The organism is Sulfuracidifex metallicus DSM 6482 = JCM 9184 (assembly GCA_032834875.1).
In the GTDB taxonomy this organism is placed as follows: Archaea; Thermoproteota; Thermoprotei_A; order Sulfolobales; family Sulfolobaceae; genus Sulfuracidifex; species Sulfuracidifex metallicus.
The window spans coordinates 601775-617725 of sequence record CP135238.1 but is presented as its reverse complement, the minus strand read 5'-3'; the positions used below and the strand labels follow the sequence as shown (position 1 = coordinate 617725).

The window sequence follows — 15951 nt, the reverse complement described above, 5'->3', positions numbered from 1 at the left end:
ATAATAAAGGTGAAAATAGTTGTCCGCTAAAGAGAAGTTTACCAGCATTTCGCCTGCAGAATTCTTTAAGAGAAATCCAGAGCTGGCTGGTTTTTCCAACCCTGCAAGGGCAATCTACCAAACTGTAAGGGAATTGGTGGAGAACTCACTAGATGCCACCGACGTACATGAGATTTTACCTTCTATAAAGTTAGCCATCGATACAGTTGACGCAGAGAAGTCAATCTACAAGATAAACATAGAAGACAATGGAATAGGTATACCACCTCACGTTGTTCCAGATGCATTCGGTAGGGTTCTTTATAGCTCAAAGTACGTGATAAGGCAGACTAGAGGTATGTACGGACTTGGCGTAAAGGCAGCTGTTCTTTACAGTCAGATGTATCAGGAGAGGCCAGTTGAGATAACTACTTCACCGGTTAACTCTAAAAGAATTTATTCATTTAAATTAAAAATAGATGTAAATAGAAATGAGCCGATTATATTAGAACGCACTTCATCAGACAACTTGAAAGGATGGCATGGCACCTCAGTTTCAATTTATCTTCTCGGCGATTGGATGAGGTCTAAAACTAGGGTTTATGACTACGTTAAGAAGACCTATATAATTACACCTTACGCGGAGTTCATACTTAAGGATCCAGAGGGTAATGTGTTTTACTATCATAGGTTAACAACTAAGATACCTAAGCCACCTCAAGAAGTAAAGCCTCACCCTTACGGTGTAGATATAGAGCTAATAAAGAACATGATAGCTTCCAAGAAACAAGATCAAGAAATAAGAGATTTCTTAATGAAGAATTTCCAAAGTATAGGAGATACTACAGCTTCAAAGTTACTTGAAATGGCTAAAATAGATCCTAAGACTAAGATATCCAAACTCAAGGACGAGGACATCTCAAGATTAGTAGAATCCATGAAGAAGTTCGACGGGTTTAGGGCTCCATCCTCAGACCCGCTATCAGTTATAGGCGAGGATCTGATACAGTTAGGTCTAAAGCAAATATTCAATCCGGAATTCGTCTCCGCAGTCACAAGAAGACCTAAAGCATATCAAGGACATCCTTTCATAGTAGAGGTCGGCATAGCCTACGGCGGTAGTATACCTGAAGGCGAGGAACCTACTGTTCTTAGATATGCAAATAAAATACCGCTAATTTATGATGAGAAGAGCGACGTAATATGGAAAGTAGTAAGCGAAACTGAATGGAAGAGATATGGACTTGAAGGAGATAAAGTTCAACTAGTTGTAATGGTTCATCTTTGTAGCACTAAAGTTCCTTATAAGAGCGCTGGTAAGGAAAGCATTGCGGAAGTTGAAGAAATTGAACGTGAAATAAAGAACGGTATAATGGAGGTTTCGAGACAGCTAAAAACCTATCTTTCAGAGAAGAAAAAAAGAGGAAGAGGCCAAGAAGAAGTTTTTGATGTATATAAAGTACATACCTGAGGTAGCTAGATCCCTCTCTAAATTTGTGGCTAGCAGCGACGCTAAGGAGTACCAGAGGGAAATAGAGGATCAGCTATTTTCGCTTGTGGCAAAGAAGATAGACTTAAGGGGAATTGAGGAATATAGAAAATTATATAAGGTTGAAGAGTTATGAGCGAAATTTCCTCTAAGGTTGATAAAGAAGCTAGGCAGAGGGCCGCTACAGTATTAAGAAATAGATTCCTGCAGTTAATTGATGAAATAAGGAAAGGAGAGCCTCCAGTTATGGAAATTCCCCAGAGGAACATTAATAATACGCATTATGACGAAGTTAGGAAGCTGTTGTTGTTGGGAGACAAGAAACTAAGGAGAAGCTTTTTGGACCTAAATGAAGCAAAGAGGTTCATGCAGACTTCCCTCATGGGGAGTATAATTTACGAGGCACTGGTTAATGATGAATATCCAACTATACGTGATCTATATTACAGAGGAAAGCACACTCTAGTTCTTAGAGGGCCTGATAATAGAACAGTTGAAGAGAACACTTGGGACGAGCAAAAGGAATCTGATAGTGTTATAGTGGACATCGAAGTTTTCACCTCACTCTTAAGGGAGGAGATGCTCATCCTTAGCAAGGAAAAGGGTAAGGTAGTAGGGGACATGAGGATAAGGAGCGGCAACGATGTTATTGACCTCAGTAAGATGGGACATGGAGCCTATTCGATAGAACCTACGCCAGATCTTATAGACTTCGTTGATATCAACGCAGACTTCGTATTGGTAGTTGAGAAGGACGCAGTATTTCAACAACTCCATAGGGCAGGTTTTTGGAAACAGTATAGATCTATTTTAGTCACAAGCGCAGGACAACCAGACAGAGCCACCAGAAGGTTCGTAAGAAGACTTAATGAGGAATATAAGCTGCCAGTGTATATCCTTACCGATGCGGACCCCTACGGTTGGTATATTTATAGCGTATTTAGAATAGGCTCCATAGCGTTATCCTATGAGAGTGAGAGGCTTGCGACCCCTAACGCTCGTTTCTTAGGGGTTTCCATGGCGGACATATTTGGAACCGACAAAAAGAAGGCTTACTTGTCTGAGAGCGATAGAAGAAGTTTCATAATAAAGGCTAAGGACTATGATAAAAAAAGAGCAGAGGAAATAAAGAACTATCCTTGGTTCCAAACTAAAGGATGGAAAGAGGAGATAGACATATTCATGAAGAGACAAGCTAAGCTAGAAATAGAGGCTATGGCAAGCAAGGGTTTGAAGTTCCTCGCTTTCACCTATTTGCCTGACAAAATACAAAAGCAGGACTACATAGCTTAAAAACTAACTTAATCAGCCGAGACAGGTTATTTCATCGATCAAGCTTCTTTTTTCTCTTCACTTGTATCTAAATAGCCTAAAATATCATTAAAAGTGTTTTTCATACAATATGGGCAGTACTGATATATTACTTTCTGTCCTCCTATATCGAAAGAAATGTTGAGTGTTCTCTCGTTTCCACAGGACTGACATTTCACTTTCCATGGCATACACTAAAAAACCTTAGACTCATATTAAATCTTGCTATGAAGTCATCTTAAAACCTGAAAAAATGATGAGGGGCCAAAGCTCGGAGCGAAAGAATTTAAAATAAACAGATTATTTAACAGATTGGGATTTAGATGAGCATAACTTACACTACTGTAGGAGAATTAAAAGTAGGTAGCTACGTTGTAATAGATAACGAGCCTTGCAGAGTGGTTGATATAACTAAAGCTAAAACTGGAAAGCATGGAAGTGCAAAAGCCAACGTCGTAGCAGTATCAATTTTTTCAGGAGCCAAGAAGACCCTGATGGCTCCTGTAGATCAGCAAGTCGAGGTTCCCATGATAGATAAGAGAGTAGGTCAGGTAATAGCGGATATGGGAGATAAGCTTCAACTTATGGACATGGAGAGCTTTGAGACCTTCGATATAGAGAAACCAACAGAGGAGGAAATAGTTAGTAAAATTAAATCCGGAGTAGAAGTTGAGTATTGGTTAATAATGGGCAGGAGAAAAATAGTTAGGGTAAAGTAATGCTAGATAATATAAAGGACGCAGTAAAGAAGTTTCTAGGAAATTCTTCTTACGATAAAGCAGTTGAAGAATTTATAAAAGATCTTCAAAAAGCCCTTATAACTTCCGACGTTAAAGTTAGCTTAGTCCTGTCTTTATCTAATAACATAAAGCAAAGGTTAGCTAAGGAAAAGTCCCCTTCAGTTATGGAAAGAAAAGAATGGTTTATCTCCATAGTTTACGAAGAACTAAGTAAGTTCTTTGGGGGAGATAGGGCACCCAATGTTTTGCCCTCCAAGTTACCATATGTCATAATGATGGTAGGAGTTCAAGGTAGCGGTAAAACTACTACCACGGCTAAAATGGCTTATTTCTATAAAAAGAAAGGCTATAAGGTAGGTCTTGTCGCAGCTGATACCTATAGGCCTGCTGCGTATGATCAATTAGTTCAATTAGGGAAGCAAATTCAAGTTCCCGTATTCGGAGATCCTTCTTCTAAGGACGCAGTAGGTATATCGTTAAGGGGTAAGGAAGAATTTCTTTCACAAAAATTTGAAGTCATTATTATAGATACAGCCGGTAGACATGGTTATGGAGAGGAAACCAGTCTATTAGAGGAGATGCAGTCTATATACGACGCAGTGAAGCCAGATGATGTTATTCTTGTTATAGACGCTTCCATAGGGCAAAAAGCCTATGACCTAGCGTCGAAATTTCATAAGGTAGCTCCAATAGGCTCAATCGTTATAACGAAAATGGATGGAACTGCAAAGGGAGGAGGAGCACTATCCGCCGTAGCAGCTACTGGGGCCCAAATAAAGTTTATCGGAACAGGAGAAAAGGTAAATGAGCTTGAGGTATTTGATCCTAGAAGGTTTGTTTCGAGACTTTTAGGAATGGGAGACATCAATACTATTATAGAGAAAATGAAGGAAGTGGAAGACTATGAAGATCTACAAAAGAAAATGGAGGACGTAATAGAAGGTAAGGGCAAGTTGACGCTCAGGGACATTTATAGACAATTCGTAGCGTTAAGAAAGATGGGTCCTCTATCTAAAATTTTACAGCATATACCTGGTATGGGAGTTAACCTTCCTTCTCCCAGCGAGGATCAGGTTAAACTTGGCGAAGATAAGATAAAGAAGTTCATGGCAGCCATGAATTCAATGACGTATAAGGAACTGGATAATCCATCGATAATAGACCGCTCTAGAATCAGAAGAATAGCCGAAGGTTCAGGCTTAACGGCTGAGGATGTAAGAGAGCTTATGAGACAATATGAGGCTACTAATAAAATGCTGAAAACACTGAAGAAGAGGAAGAAGGACCTTGAAAAGATGTTCGGAAACATCGAATGAAATAGAAAGTAAGGTTATAGATCTTTTGCGAAAATACCCTCTGTGTGACTCGTGTTTAGGTAGGTGTTTCGGTAAGCTCTCTTATGGTTTGAGGAATGAGGAACGTGGCAAGGGTCTCAAGACATCTATAATGCTTGAATTAGATTTCATGGTGAAAAGTCATAAGCTGGAGGAATTATTATCATTAAAGGAAATAATGTTTAACATGGGACATATAGCTGAGGGCTGGTTTAGGCTATATTTTCCTAAAGAGGAATTTCAATACAGAGCGTGCTATATATGCAATAATGAAATAGACGACATGAAGAAAGACTTTCTTAAGAAGGCTGAAGAAATTCTTAGGTCAGGACAAATAGGTAGCTACGTTTTAGGTGTTAAACTTTCCGATAGCATAAGAATGCTGGAGGACGATCTAGTCGTAAAGGAATCTCTGGAGTATTACGAAAGCATGAAACATGAAATAAAGAGGGAAGTAGGTAAAGTACTGGCTGAGAGAGGTCTCGTACCCAACATGGAGGATCCTGATTGGGAAGTTATTTATGACGTTTCTACTAGGTCGGTCTTTAAAGTTAAGACCACTAAGAAACAATTGAATTTCTTTAATAGGCTTTCTAGAGGAGTTCCGATTTCAAGTTGGAACTCGCCTTATCCGAATTCTCTTTCATCAGAATTTGATAAAATGGGTAAGAAGATCTTTTATTCAGTTTCAGAGCAACCAGATGTAAGAATTCTCACTGATTATCCTTTAGTTACAGACGAAATTGATAACATAAAAATTGATGGATATTACATAAAGAAATCGTCGCAGATTACAAGAAGGGATCTGTCTGTTATTGCTGCAATGAAGCCCAAGAAAAAGTATAAGGTTACTGTGTTCTCTACAGATCCTGAAGAAGGTTGGGAGAAAGTCTATGGAGACATTTACGACGTGTTTATAGATGCTAACTCGCCTTCTGAAGTTATGGAGAAGCTAAAAGTTAGTAAAGCCCAAATTCTCTTCATAGATCTAGTAGCATATCACGGTAGATTGAGTAAAGTAGCTGATTTATACATGAAAGGAGAATAGTTATAGATATGCGAGTAGGTCTCATAGGATTAGGTATAATGGGATATAGAATAGGTGCCAACTTAGCTAAGGAAGGTAAACTTGACGTCGTATATAACAGAAGCCAAGATAAGAGTGAGAAATTTTCAAAAGAATTTGGAGTGAAAAAAGCCAACAAACTTGAGGATATAATTAAGGACAGTGACATAGTATTGACGATGCTCAGCGACGATAATGCTGCCAGAGCAGTCATAAGTGAAATAATACCATATTCAAAGGGGAAAATAATAGTAGACATGTCAACAATATCGCCCAGACTAAGCATATCCTTAGCGAAGTTAATGGAGGAAAATGGGGGCTCTATGCTAGACGCTCCAGTGATTGGAACTTCAATAATGGTAGAACAGAAAAAACTCATAATTATGGTTGGGGGAAAGGAGGAAAGTTTCAACGAAGTAAGGAGCATATTAGAGTCTACCTCGTCTAGCGTGATTTACATGGGAAAGAACGGTGCTGGTCTTTATGCAAAACTAGTGAATAATTTGTTACTTGGGGCTTATGTTGTAGCTATGGGAGAAGCCTTCAATTTCGGCGTAAAGTCAGGATTAGATAAATCACAAGTAGAGCTGGTTCTTACTAAATTGAGTAGCGCAAGATCACCTACTACTGAGTTAAAGGTTCCAAAGCTTGTCTCAGGAGACTATTCTACACAATTTGCAACGAAACACATGAGGAAGGATTTAGAGATAATTCAGGGAGAATCCATTTATAATGGTTCAATAGTCCCTATGTCATCATTAGCATTACAGTTCTATAGGATGGCTGAATCTCTTGGACTTTCAGAGGAAGATTTCTGCTCAGTATATGAAGTCTTTAATAAATTCTCTAAGAAAAAGGAGTAAATTCTTGCATACTTTTTTATCTAGCTAATATCATTTTATTTCAATGAAACTTGATCTGTCAGGTAAAAGGGTTCTAGTAACGGCGTCAAGTAGCGGTATAGGTAAAGGTGTAGCTAGGGCTTTTCTCAAGGAAGGCTGTAAGGTGATAATATCAGCAAGAAACAAGGATAAGGTTAACGAGGTTGTTAAGAAACTAAGGGAGTCAATTTCACCTTCAGTATGGGGCTTAGAAATGGATCTATCAGATCAGGGCTCACTTGCTAAAGCCGTGGACGGAGCTTATGAGTTGATGGGGGGAATTGACATATTAGTGATTAATTCTGGAAATCCACCTACTGAACCTTCTTTTTTCAATGAAACTGAAATGAACGATTGGAGATATTCTGTAGAGATGTTTCTATTTGCTCCCATTTTTTTAGTAAAAAAGTTCATTCCTAAAATGAGAGAAAATCATTATGGTCGAATTTTCTTCCTTTCATCATGGACAGTAAAAAGTCCTCAACCTCATTTCACTTTAGCAGACGTATCAAGATCTCCTTTAATACAACTGACTAAGATTCTTTCGAAAGAAGAAGGAAGGAACGGAATAACCGTCAATACAATTCTTATGGGAAGCTTTCGTACTCCTGGTGCTGAGAGAAGCCTGAAGAAAATTGCAGAAAGGAATGGAGAGCCTTATGAGTCCTTATGGGAGAGGGAAGTTATTTCTCCTATAGCGGTTGGTAGAATAGGCGATCAGGAAAAGGATCTAGGAAGCTTGCTGGTTTTTCTGTCAACCGATTTCGGGGGATATGTCACCGGCTCCTCAATTCTCATAGATGGTGGCTCTTCGCCCTACGTGCTATAGGAGTCCTTCAATATTACCCTTGAAGATCTAAAGGGATCTAGCTTTACGTAAATTATAGAAATGTTTATAAAAGCGTCTGAAGAATCATTATCAGTGATTTATAGATGACATCTAGTAAGAAAGTGAAGGTTAGAACGCCTGCAGGAAAGGAAGCTGAACTTATACCTGAGAAGACATGGACGCTGGCTCCAAGAGGAAGAAAGGGAGTTAAAATGGGGCTATTCAAGGATCCAGAATCTGGCAGATATTTCAGGCGTAAGATACCAGACGACTATCCAGTTTAAACTTTAATATAAGCTATTTTTGATTCTAATGATGCACTTTAATCCTTCTATCGTTATAAAAATAAGTGGAAAATTTTTCGATGAGGACGGCAGTAGAAACATTTCTTCCCTTAGGGATGTAGTGAAGAATCTTTCTAGTTCTTTCAGAGTCGCCATAGTAAGTGGAGGCGGATCTAATGCTAGAAAATATATAAGCATGGGCAGAGATCTTAACCTCAGCGAGTCTTATTTAGATTTATTGGGAATATGGGCATCAAGACTTAACGCTAATCTAATAGCTTTTGCATTAGGAGATATAGCATATCCAGTGGTTCCCGATAGTCTGGAGGACTTTATAGAGAAGTGGAGTTCTGGAAAAGTAGTTGTAACTGGAGGATTTCAGCCTGGTCAATCTACAGCTGCTGTTGCAGCTTTGGTTGCAGAAGCAACTAACTCTAGCACCTTGATAGTTGCTACTAACGTAGATGGAGTTTACGACAAGGATCCTAAGGTATATAAGGACGCAGTAATGCTGAAAGAACTTACAATTAACAAGTTAAAGGAAATTTTGGAAAACAGCCAATCAGTTAAAGCAGGAACTTATGAACTTCTTGATCCTATGGCAATGAAGATAATTCAGAGATCTAGAATCAAGGTAATAGTGATGAACTACAGATATATATCGAGTCTATCTGATTTAATCAAAGATAATAAAAACATAGGCTCAACTGTAATTCCAGAGTGATATGATGTCAGTTCTCGATGAGGAAGAGTTCGTGATGCTAAGAAAGTATAAGGGCAAAGTTAAGGTTGAGAACGTAGAAAGAATAATAGATTTAATAGAAGAAGAAATGAAAAAAACGGATAAACTGAAGACTGCTGCTATATATGTGTTCGCTAACAATGTGGAAGAAATTAAATCAAACAAAGAGCTTTATGAAATTATTCTTAAGACATTAGAGAAATTTAGCCCAAAACTTGGTTTTGATAATGTGGTAGAATTGATAAAAAGTTCCATTTCATAGTTCGATTTTTAAACCAATATTTACGTTATCGTTTAAAATCCCCGTTGTTGACAGATACTCGTCATGAAAGTAGGGATATTGGACTCCACTCTTAGAGAGGGAGAGCAGACACCAGGTGTTGTGTTTACTGTAGATCAAAGAGTAGAGATTGCCAGAACTATGTCTGATTTAGGAGTAGCAATGATAGAGGCGGGACATCCTGCAGTTTCTCCTGATATTTACGAAGGAATAAAGAGAATTATGAGGCTTAAGAGAAACGGCGAAATAAGCTCAGAAATAGTAGGCCATAGTAGGGCAGTAAAAAGGGACGTTGAAGTAGCAGCTGAACTAGAAGTAGATAGAATAGCTATCTTTTACGGAGTGAGCGAGATCCATCTTAAGGCGAAGCATCATGCTACAAAGGAGGAAGCTCTTTCCACAATAGCTGATGTAATTAGCTACGCAAAAGGTCACGGAGTTAAGGTGAGGTTCACAGCTGAAGATGCTACAAGGACTGACTTCGACTATTTAGTTCAAGTAGCAAGAACTGCTAGAGACGCTGGAGCTGACAGAATAGGTATAGCAGACACTGTAGGTATCTTGTATCCATCAAAGACTAGGGAACTCTTCAGCAATTTGGTGTCTCAAGTTCCTAATGTAGAGTTTGATATACATGCACATAATGACGTCGGTCTAGCAGTTGCCAACTCCCTAGCCGCAGTTGAAGGTGGTGCCACAATAATTCACGCTACCGTTAATGGCTTAGGTGAAAGAGTAGGTATAACTCCATTGCAACAAGTTGCTGCTGCGATAAAGTATCACTTTGGAATTGATGTAATTAAATTAGATAAATTACAACAAGTTTCAACTATTATAGAGAAATACAGTGGAATACCAATGTCTCCTAACTATCCAGTTACTGGAGATTACGCTTTCATGCATAAGGCAGGAATACATGTAGCAGGAATCCTAAATGACCCTAGAACTTACGAGTTCATGCCGCCTGAAACCTTCGGTAGATCAAGAGACTATGTGATTGATAAATATACAGGAAAGCATGCTTTAAGAGACAGATTTGAGAAGCTTGGAGTTAACTTATCTGACGAAGAAATAGATCAAGTTCTAGCCAAAATAAAGGCTAATCAAAGTGCCAAGTTCTTCAGGGACGTAGATTTGTTAGAAATAGCTGAGGAGGTAACGGGAAGAGTTTTGAAGCCCAGACCCCCAGAGAAGATAGAATCATTGGTGTGGGTTTTATGTGAATCTAATGTGTATACTACGGCAGTAACCAGAAGACTTTCGGTGCTCCAAGGTGTGAAGGAAGTAATGGAAATTTCAGGCGATTATGACATCCTTCTCAAGGTAGAGGCAAATGATACTGTCGAACTAAATCAAATAATTGAAAATATAAGATCTGTAAAAGGAGTTAAATCCACATTGACCTCTCTAGTTCTTAAGAGAATGTGAAAATTATAACTAAAATCTAAGATGCGGGAGCGGGGATTCGGACCCCGGATGGCCTTCGCCAGCGGATCTCTCAATGGGTCTTGAGTCCGCCCCCTTAACCGCTCGGGCACTCCCGCTATCCTAAAAAGAATTAGATTTCTACTATATAAAAAGGCTTCTCTCCTTTTTATTGTTAAACCTCTTTCTACAAAGAAAACGTTTTAAACGTTAAAAAATTTCTTAATCTATGACAAAACTCTTCGTTATCCTAACTGCAGGAAAAGACGACATGAATAGAGTAAACATGGGAATTAATTTCGCCATAGGTGCTAGAAAAAATGCTGGTGCAGACGTTTCTTTAATGTTCCTCGGACGTGGAGTAGAAATACTAATGAAGGACGCTATGTATTTCCAGCAAATGTCAAAGCAGATAGAAGGACTAAAGACAGCAGGGGTTGAGCTATCTTATTGTACTGTCTCTGTTAAGAACCTAGGTCTCACTGATCAGATGCTGTACATAGATGGCATAAAGGGAGTAATGGGAGGAGTTGAGACTGTAAAGAAAGTTGCAGAGGGTTATACTCCAATAACCTTCTAAACACTAAAATTTAAGTTCACTTTTTTAAGTAATCTAACTTCATGGATCCCTTGATAAAGAAAGGAGTTGACTATCTTAAGTCTGCTAAAATATTGTTTGATAATGAATACTATGAGCAAGCTATGGCAATGATATTTTATGGACTACCCTATCTTATTAAGGGCATAGTAAAGGAAAAAACAGATTCTTACATTTATACTAAAGATATATCATCAATGTTAAACTTTATGAGCAGAAAGCCTGAGTACAAGGACAGCATAGATAAATTTCTATCTAGTAATGGGGAGAAAATTAAGCAAATAAATTTCATGAAGGTATATCTTAAGTATGATATTGTAGATCCTATAGATAAAGAGCTAGTTGAAGGCTTCTTAAAAGTGGTAGATGATGCCTTGAACCTATGCGAAAGGCTGGGACCATGTAAAGATGAGTAAAATAATTTCATAATTTAGCTAAGAGGTGCCTTTCCTAGGGGCGGATTAATTCCTAAAGATGATGCGACTACTTGAACCAGTCCAGTGTACCATGCTACAAGAGCTGTCAATATTCCTACTATTCCACCTGCATGTGTTAGTGTTATAGAATTTTCAATGGCTCCAGCACCAAGGAGGAAGAACGTTATCCATAAAAGGAGGAATGTCATAAAGAGAGACAAATTAGCCCTGAATGTGCCAATCCACATTACTAACGTAAATATTCCGAATCCTATTAGTACTGCACCTATTCCACTAGCTGGAACTGCACCTGCAAGTCCTGATGCCGTAAAGAAGAACCACTCCCAGAAGGCTCCGTATGTGAAGAAAGCTATGTAACCGAACGTATTTCCTTCCTTATACTCAAGTATGCCTGCTACTATCTGCGCTAGACCACCGTAAAATATAGCTAAACCGAAGACACTTGACACACTTCCGCTTAATATTCCTGCGTTATAAAAACTTAAAATTAGGGTAGTTAAGGCAAATCCAGACAAACCTAAAGGTCCAGGATTAGCTTTGTTTTGACTCATGGTAAATTCTATCTTTCTATTTTTTTTTAAAAAGTTTGTATTGGTATGTAATTGAAGTAATTTTTTAAATAAATAATACTTTAGGAGTTCAATCCACAATGATATATGTAGATGCTTGGGACGAAAGAAATAAAAGTTAAGCAAGTAGAATCTTACAGTGTCCTAGCATGGACCCGTAGCTCAGCTAGGACAGAGCGCCGGCCTCCTAGGCCGTGTGGCTAGCGGAGCAAGTCGGTGGTCGGGGGTTCAAATCCCCCCGGGTCCGCCACCTTAAGCTCACCCTTGTTCTAAGGTTCATATACTTCTTTGTCTAATATCCCTTCCTTATGTTAAAAGGAATAAAAACATAGAGAAATTACGTGCATATCTTTAGCAACTAAAGAATGGAGAATTAACTTTGATTCTATTCTGTAGAATATTGACTATTCTTTTAGCTTTCATTAGGATCACGAAGTCATTAGAGGCTACCGCTGATTCTGCATTTATTAAGAAGGAATCAACGGTCTTTGATAATATTGTGCTACCGCCAAACAACTTTACAGTTTTCGCCATGTCTCCACTTTTGCTTATTTGAGCGTCTAAAACGAATGTACATAGCTTCCCCATTGAAATACATATTTCATTAATCAGTTTTAATGATGCCACAATCATTTCTTTTTCCTTTTTGAATCTGCCCATACCTAAATCCCTTATGTATCCGTCATCACACATGTATGCCTCTCCTAGGGAGGCTGAAATTATTGAGATAGCTAAGTTAAATCCATCAATTAAGATCTCTCTATAATCTTGTGATTCTTTTTTCTTTATAGTCTCTATTTCAATGTCACTATGTATGCATCTGTAAAGAAGTAATCTCTCTTTTTCCGAGAGAAGATATCTTGAAGTTACAGCTTGAAGTGCTAGATCTCGGCTATAACCACGATTCAGCAGGAATTTGTAATCGTATGCCGCGTCACTTAAGCGATTTTCTAATGACGTCAATTGCGTTTCCGCTCTCTTTAAAGGAGAAGCTAGCGAACGTTCCTTTTCCCCCGCCTTTTCCCCCAGCCTTTCTTAAAGCGTCTATGACATTCTGAAGGTTTACGTCTGAAGAGCTTGCTATCTCTATTTTATCTCCACTTACAGAAACTGCTATCCTTTTGTTGCCTGTAGTGAAGTATTTCATGAGATCTTTATTTATTTCTTGATCTATTGTAGAGAACACGTAAAGGAGTATGTCATTTCCAACCTTTTCTGGCTCAGTTTTCTTCATTATTTCCTTCATGTACATTTTCCTGTAATCTTGCAACGTTCTTTCAAGTTTAGCCTTTTCCTCTATTAGACGCGACATTCTTCCCTCTAATTGTTCAGGGCTAGCTCCTATCATGTTAGCCACCTTACCTATTGAGTCTTCAAGCTGAGTGGCGTACTCCGATACTCTATCTCCTGCTACGTATTCAAGCCTTATGACGCCATCTTGAATCTTTTCAGCCTTCAATATTTTTACTCCTCCTATTTCGGACGTATTACTAACGTGTGTTCCTCCACATCCCTCCACGTCCCATCCTTTAATCTCTAGTAGCCTCACTGTCGACGTATTTGGAACTCCACCCTCGTATATTGAATCTCCATATTTAGTCTCAGCCTCTATCCTGCTAAGATGAATTGCCTTAACTTCTCTGTGGTCGTTTATTACATGATTGGACATTCTTTCGATTTCCCTGACTTGTTCTTCAGTGAGCATTTTATGATGGGTGATGTCTAGCCTTCCTTTTTCAGGCGTCTTTTCAGCGCCAGCTTGCCATACATGATCTCCTAACAATTTCTTTGCGGAAGCCAAGATCACGTGGGTTACCGTATGATGTCTCATAGTTCTGAATCTAGATTCCCAGTCTATCGAACCCTTTACTGCGGTTCCTTCAGGCACATTAATTTCCTTTTCCAAAACATGAACGATTACATTTTCGACCTTCTGTGTATCAATTACCCTGATGTCTCCCTCTGGGAGATGAAGGAGTCCTCTATCTCCTATCTGTCCTCCGCCTTCAGGGTAGAAGGTCGTCCTATCAAGTATCATGTATTTACCATTTATGTTTTTGACTATCCTTGCCTCGAATTCTCTTTGGTACTGGTCTTCATAGTACAGTTTCTCTGTAGCAGGGAGGTTTCTAACTTGCTTAATTACATCCAAAGGTAGCTTGGCTTTTTCCTTTCCTTTTATGGATACTGATTGATGCCTTTTAGCCACAAGTGCGTAGAAGTTATCTGGAACGGAGATTTCAATTCCTCTCTTTTTTAACTCTTCGTACAGCATGTCTGGCGGGATTCCGTTGGAATCATAGACCTGGATTAAATCTTCAGTCGAAACTCCCTTCTTAGAAAGGGAGGAAGCTATTGAGGGTACCTTAGAATACAAATCCTCAAACTTGTTTTGTTCGTTTTCAACTACGTCTAATATATACTCCTTGTTCTTCGATAACTGTGGAAAATCCTCTCCCCAGAAATTAATTTGTTCCAGTACTAATTCATAAAGTCTTACATCGGAGCCTAAAAGCTTGGCCACCCTCATGGCTCTTCTCATAACTAACCTTCCTAGGTATCCTTCTCCTGAATTGGAGGGCACCAAACCATCTGCTAACATGAGAGCTACAGTCTTGGAATGATCCAATAACTGAAACACCCTAGCTGCACGGGTTAATTCAGAGTCAACTATTTTCACATCTTCTCCAATCTCTTTTGCTACAGCCTCCCTGTGTTTTTTTACAGTCTCAGGGTTATCTGGGTCTATTCTGCCAGCTAAACGAGACGCATGTTTAAGCATAGTTTCATCTACGTAGTCAACTCCGACTTTCTTGAAGAACTTATAGACCAGTTCTCCGTAGATGGCGTGAAACGCGGTTGGGGTTTTCTGGGTAACCCAAGCTAATCTTTCAACTCCATATCCTGTATCCACTATCCTAAGCGGTAATGGCGAATATTCTCCGTTGTCTTCCTTCTTGTATTGCATGAATACTAACGTAGCTAGCTCCAGCCCTCCTACTGTAACTTCTAAACACGGTCCTGCGTTTCCCCCTCCTTCCCACCAAGACTCCTTAAAGTTTAGCTGTTCTTCTGGTATTCCTAATTCTTCAGTGAAGAACCTTGTAGCTAATTCAACGGTCTTTTCTTTCCAATACACTTCTTTATCTGGATAGTTGAATGCATGGTGGGCTGCCATTTCAAACGTAGTTAAATGTCTTCCAAACGTTATACCAACGTTATCTATATCCTCAAGTCTAATGGCCGGCTGACTTATTACTAAAGGATTTGCTGGGGGTGGAACTAGTCCACTCGTCACATGAGGCTGGAAGTCAACTATACTAGCTATTGTTAAATATAGGTCCTCTCTCCATCTTGCAAGAACTGGCTTTGGCTTTATTGGTGTATGTCCGTTTCTTTTAAAAAATGAGATGAATTTTTCTCTTGCTTCCTTCACTGATAGGGGTTTGCTCTTAATTGATATATCAAAGAAATAATAATCTGTACATGGTATATCAGAGCATACTTGCCTTGTTTTGTCTTTACTCCAAAATGGAGTTTTGCATGAAGTGCAAGTTCTTCTTAGATAATCTCTTTCTTTGAAAAAATTGAGAGAATATTCACGTTCATTGATTTGCATTAGTAAAAGAAAAGAACAAGATGTTTAAAGAATTTTTGGCTTTTATCCGAAGAGGGAGGCTAGACCGCCTGCTATTTCCTCTTCGCTTGGTCCCTTATTCTCTTCCTCCTTCTTCTCTTCCTTCTTCTCTTCTGCTGCAGCTGGTGCTTGTGCTGGTGCAGCTACTGCAGCTACTTGCATAGCAGAAGCGTTCTTCAATACTTCCTCTATGTTTATCTCCTTTAAGGCTGCAGCTACTGCTTTTACTCTTACGTCATCTACTTGTATTCCTGCAGCGTTTAGCACTGCCTTTAGGTTATCTTCTGAGATCTCCTTTTTAGCCGAATGTAAAAGGAGACTAGCGTATATGTACTCCATTCTATATCACT

17 protein-coding genes, 2 tRNA genes and 1 pseudogene are annotated in these 15951 nt (G+C 39.0%); 14 read left to right on the top strand and 6 right to left on the bottom strand.

Annotation, left to right across the window (positions count from 1 at the left end; genetic code table 11):
* Positions 1–19: 19 nt before the first annotated feature.
* Positions 20–1604, top strand: a pseudogene (locus RQ359_RS03655) (DNA topoisomerase VI subunit B).
* Positions 1601–2761, top strand: a complete 1161-nt coding sequence (locus RQ359_RS03650; RefSeq protein WP_156016069.1) for a DNA topoisomerase IV subunit A — start codon at positions 1601–1603, stop codon at positions 2759–2761. Before RQ359_RS03655 ends, RQ359_RS03650 begins: the two are co-directional and overlap by 4 nt.
* 38 nt (positions 2762–2799) lie before the next feature.
* Here the strand turns inward: RQ359_RS03650 and RQ359_RS03645 are convergent, their stop codons facing one another.
* Positions 2800–2970 carry a hypothetical protein gene (locus RQ359_RS03645; protein ID WP_170267521.1) on the bottom strand — a complete coding sequence of 57 codons (171 nt, stop codon included), beginning with the start codon at positions 2968–2970 and terminating at the stop codon, positions 2800–2802.
* Between the two features lie 132 nt (positions 2971–3102).
* Here RQ359_RS03645 and RQ359_RS03640 point away from each other — a divergent pair, with 132 nt between their 5' ends.
* From RQ359_RS03640 to lysS, 9 genes are all read left to right on the top strand, one after another.
* On the top strand, positions 3103–3498 hold the full coding sequence (locus RQ359_RS03640; RefSeq protein WP_156016070.1) for a translation initiation factor IF-5A: 396 nt from the start codon (positions 3103–3105) through the stop codon (positions 3496–3498).
* On the top strand, positions 3498–4835 hold the full coding sequence (locus tag RQ359_RS03635) for a signal recognition particle protein Srp54 (RefSeq protein WP_054837786.1): 1338 nt from the start codon (positions 3498–3500) through the stop codon (positions 4833–4835). Before RQ359_RS03640 ends, RQ359_RS03635 begins: the two co-directional genes overlap by 1 nt.
* Positions 4807–5901, top strand: coding sequence for a tRNA pseudouridine(55) synthase (locus RQ359_RS03630; RefSeq protein WP_156016071.1), 1095 nt, complete (start codon positions 4807–4809; stop codon positions 5899–5901). Before RQ359_RS03635 ends, RQ359_RS03630 begins: the two co-directional genes overlap by 29 nt.
* Before the next feature lie 8 nt (positions 5902–5909).
* Positions 5910–6782, top strand: coding sequence for an NAD(P)-dependent oxidoreductase (locus RQ359_RS03625; RefSeq protein ID WP_156016072.1), 873 nt, complete (start codon positions 5910–5912; stop codon positions 6780–6782).
* Between the two features lie 43 nt (positions 6783–6825).
* Positions 6826–7629, top strand: coding sequence for an SDR family oxidoreductase (locus RQ359_RS03620; protein ID WP_156016073.1), 804 nt, complete (start codon positions 6826–6828; stop codon positions 7627–7629).
* Positions 7630–7733: 104 nt separating this feature from the next.
* Positions 7734–7913, top strand: a complete 180-nt coding sequence (locus tag RQ359_RS03615) for a chromatin protein Cren7 (protein ID WP_054837783.1) — start codon at positions 7734–7736, stop codon at positions 7911–7913.
* A 31-nt stretch (positions 7914–7944) separates the two neighbouring features.
* Complete coding sequence (gene pyrH, locus RQ359_RS03610) at positions 7945–8637, top strand: UMP kinase (RefSeq protein WP_054837782.1); 693 nt, start codon at positions 7945–7947, stop codon at positions 8635–8637.
* Positions 8638–8641: 4 nt separating this feature from the next.
* Positions 8642–8917: a hypothetical protein gene (locus RQ359_RS03605; protein ID WP_156016074.1), complete on the top strand. Its 276-nt coding sequence runs from the start codon at positions 8642–8644 to the stop codon at positions 8915–8917.
* 63 nt (positions 8918–8980) lie between these two features.
* Positions 8981–10363, top strand: coding sequence for a homocitrate synthase (lysS, locus tag RQ359_RS03600; RefSeq protein ID WP_054837781.1), 1383 nt, complete (start codon positions 8981–8983; stop codon positions 10361–10363).
* A 22-nt stretch (positions 10364–10385) separates the two neighbouring features.
* Here the strand turns inward: lysS and RQ359_RS03595 are convergent.
* Positions 10386–10479, bottom strand: a tRNA-Leu gene (locus RQ359_RS03595).
* 110 nt (positions 10480–10589) lie between these two features.
* Here RQ359_RS03595 and RQ359_RS03590 point away from each other — a divergent pair.
* Together RQ359_RS03590 and RQ359_RS03585 are read left to right on the top strand one after the other, a co-directional pair.
* Positions 10590–10940: a DsrE family protein gene (locus tag RQ359_RS03590; protein WP_054837780.1), complete on the top strand. Its 351-nt coding sequence runs from the start codon at positions 10590–10592 to the stop codon at positions 10938–10940.
* Between the two features lie 41 nt (positions 10941–10981).
* Positions 10982–11374, top strand: a complete 393-nt coding sequence (locus RQ359_RS03585; protein WP_156016075.1) for a HEPN domain-containing protein — start codon at positions 10982–10984, stop codon at positions 11372–11374.
* A 14-nt stretch (positions 11375–11388) separates the two neighbouring features.
* Here the strand turns inward: RQ359_RS03585 and RQ359_RS03580 are convergent, their stop codons facing one another.
* On the bottom strand, positions 11389–11946 hold the full coding sequence (locus RQ359_RS03580; RefSeq protein ID WP_054837777.1) for an acetate uptake transporter: 558 nt from the start codon (positions 11944–11946) through the stop codon (positions 11389–11391).
* A 169-nt stretch (positions 11947–12115) separates the two neighbouring features.
* Here RQ359_RS03580 and RQ359_RS03575 point away from each other — a divergent pair.
* A tRNA-Arg gene (locus tag RQ359_RS03575) sits at positions 12116–12214 on the top strand.
* Positions 12215–12315: 101 nt separating this feature from the next.
* Here RQ359_RS03575 and RQ359_RS03570 read toward each other — a convergent pair.
* Genes RQ359_RS03570 through rpl12p form a run of 3 tightly spaced genes read right to left on the bottom strand, consistent with a single transcriptional unit; the run spans position 12316 to position 15940 of the window.
* On the bottom strand, positions 12316–12927 hold the full coding sequence (locus RQ359_RS03570; RefSeq protein ID WP_054837776.1) for a DUF434 domain-containing protein: 612 nt from the start codon (positions 12925–12927) through the stop codon (positions 12316–12318).
* Positions 12899–15583 (bottom strand): alanine--tRNA ligase, encoded by a 2685-nt coding sequence (alaS, locus tag RQ359_RS03565; protein ID WP_156016076.1) that lies wholly within the window; start codon positions 15581–15583, stop codon positions 12899–12901. Before alaS ends, RQ359_RS03570 begins: the two co-directional genes overlap by 29 nt.
* A 42-nt stretch (positions 15584–15625) precedes the next feature.
* The gene (gene rpl12p, locus RQ359_RS03560; protein ID WP_156016077.1) at positions 15626–15940 is read right to left on the bottom strand and encodes a 50S ribosomal protein P1; all 315 of its coding nucleotides are present in this window, start codon (positions 15938–15940) and stop codon (positions 15626–15628) included.
* Positions 15941–15951 lie beyond the last annotated feature (11 nt).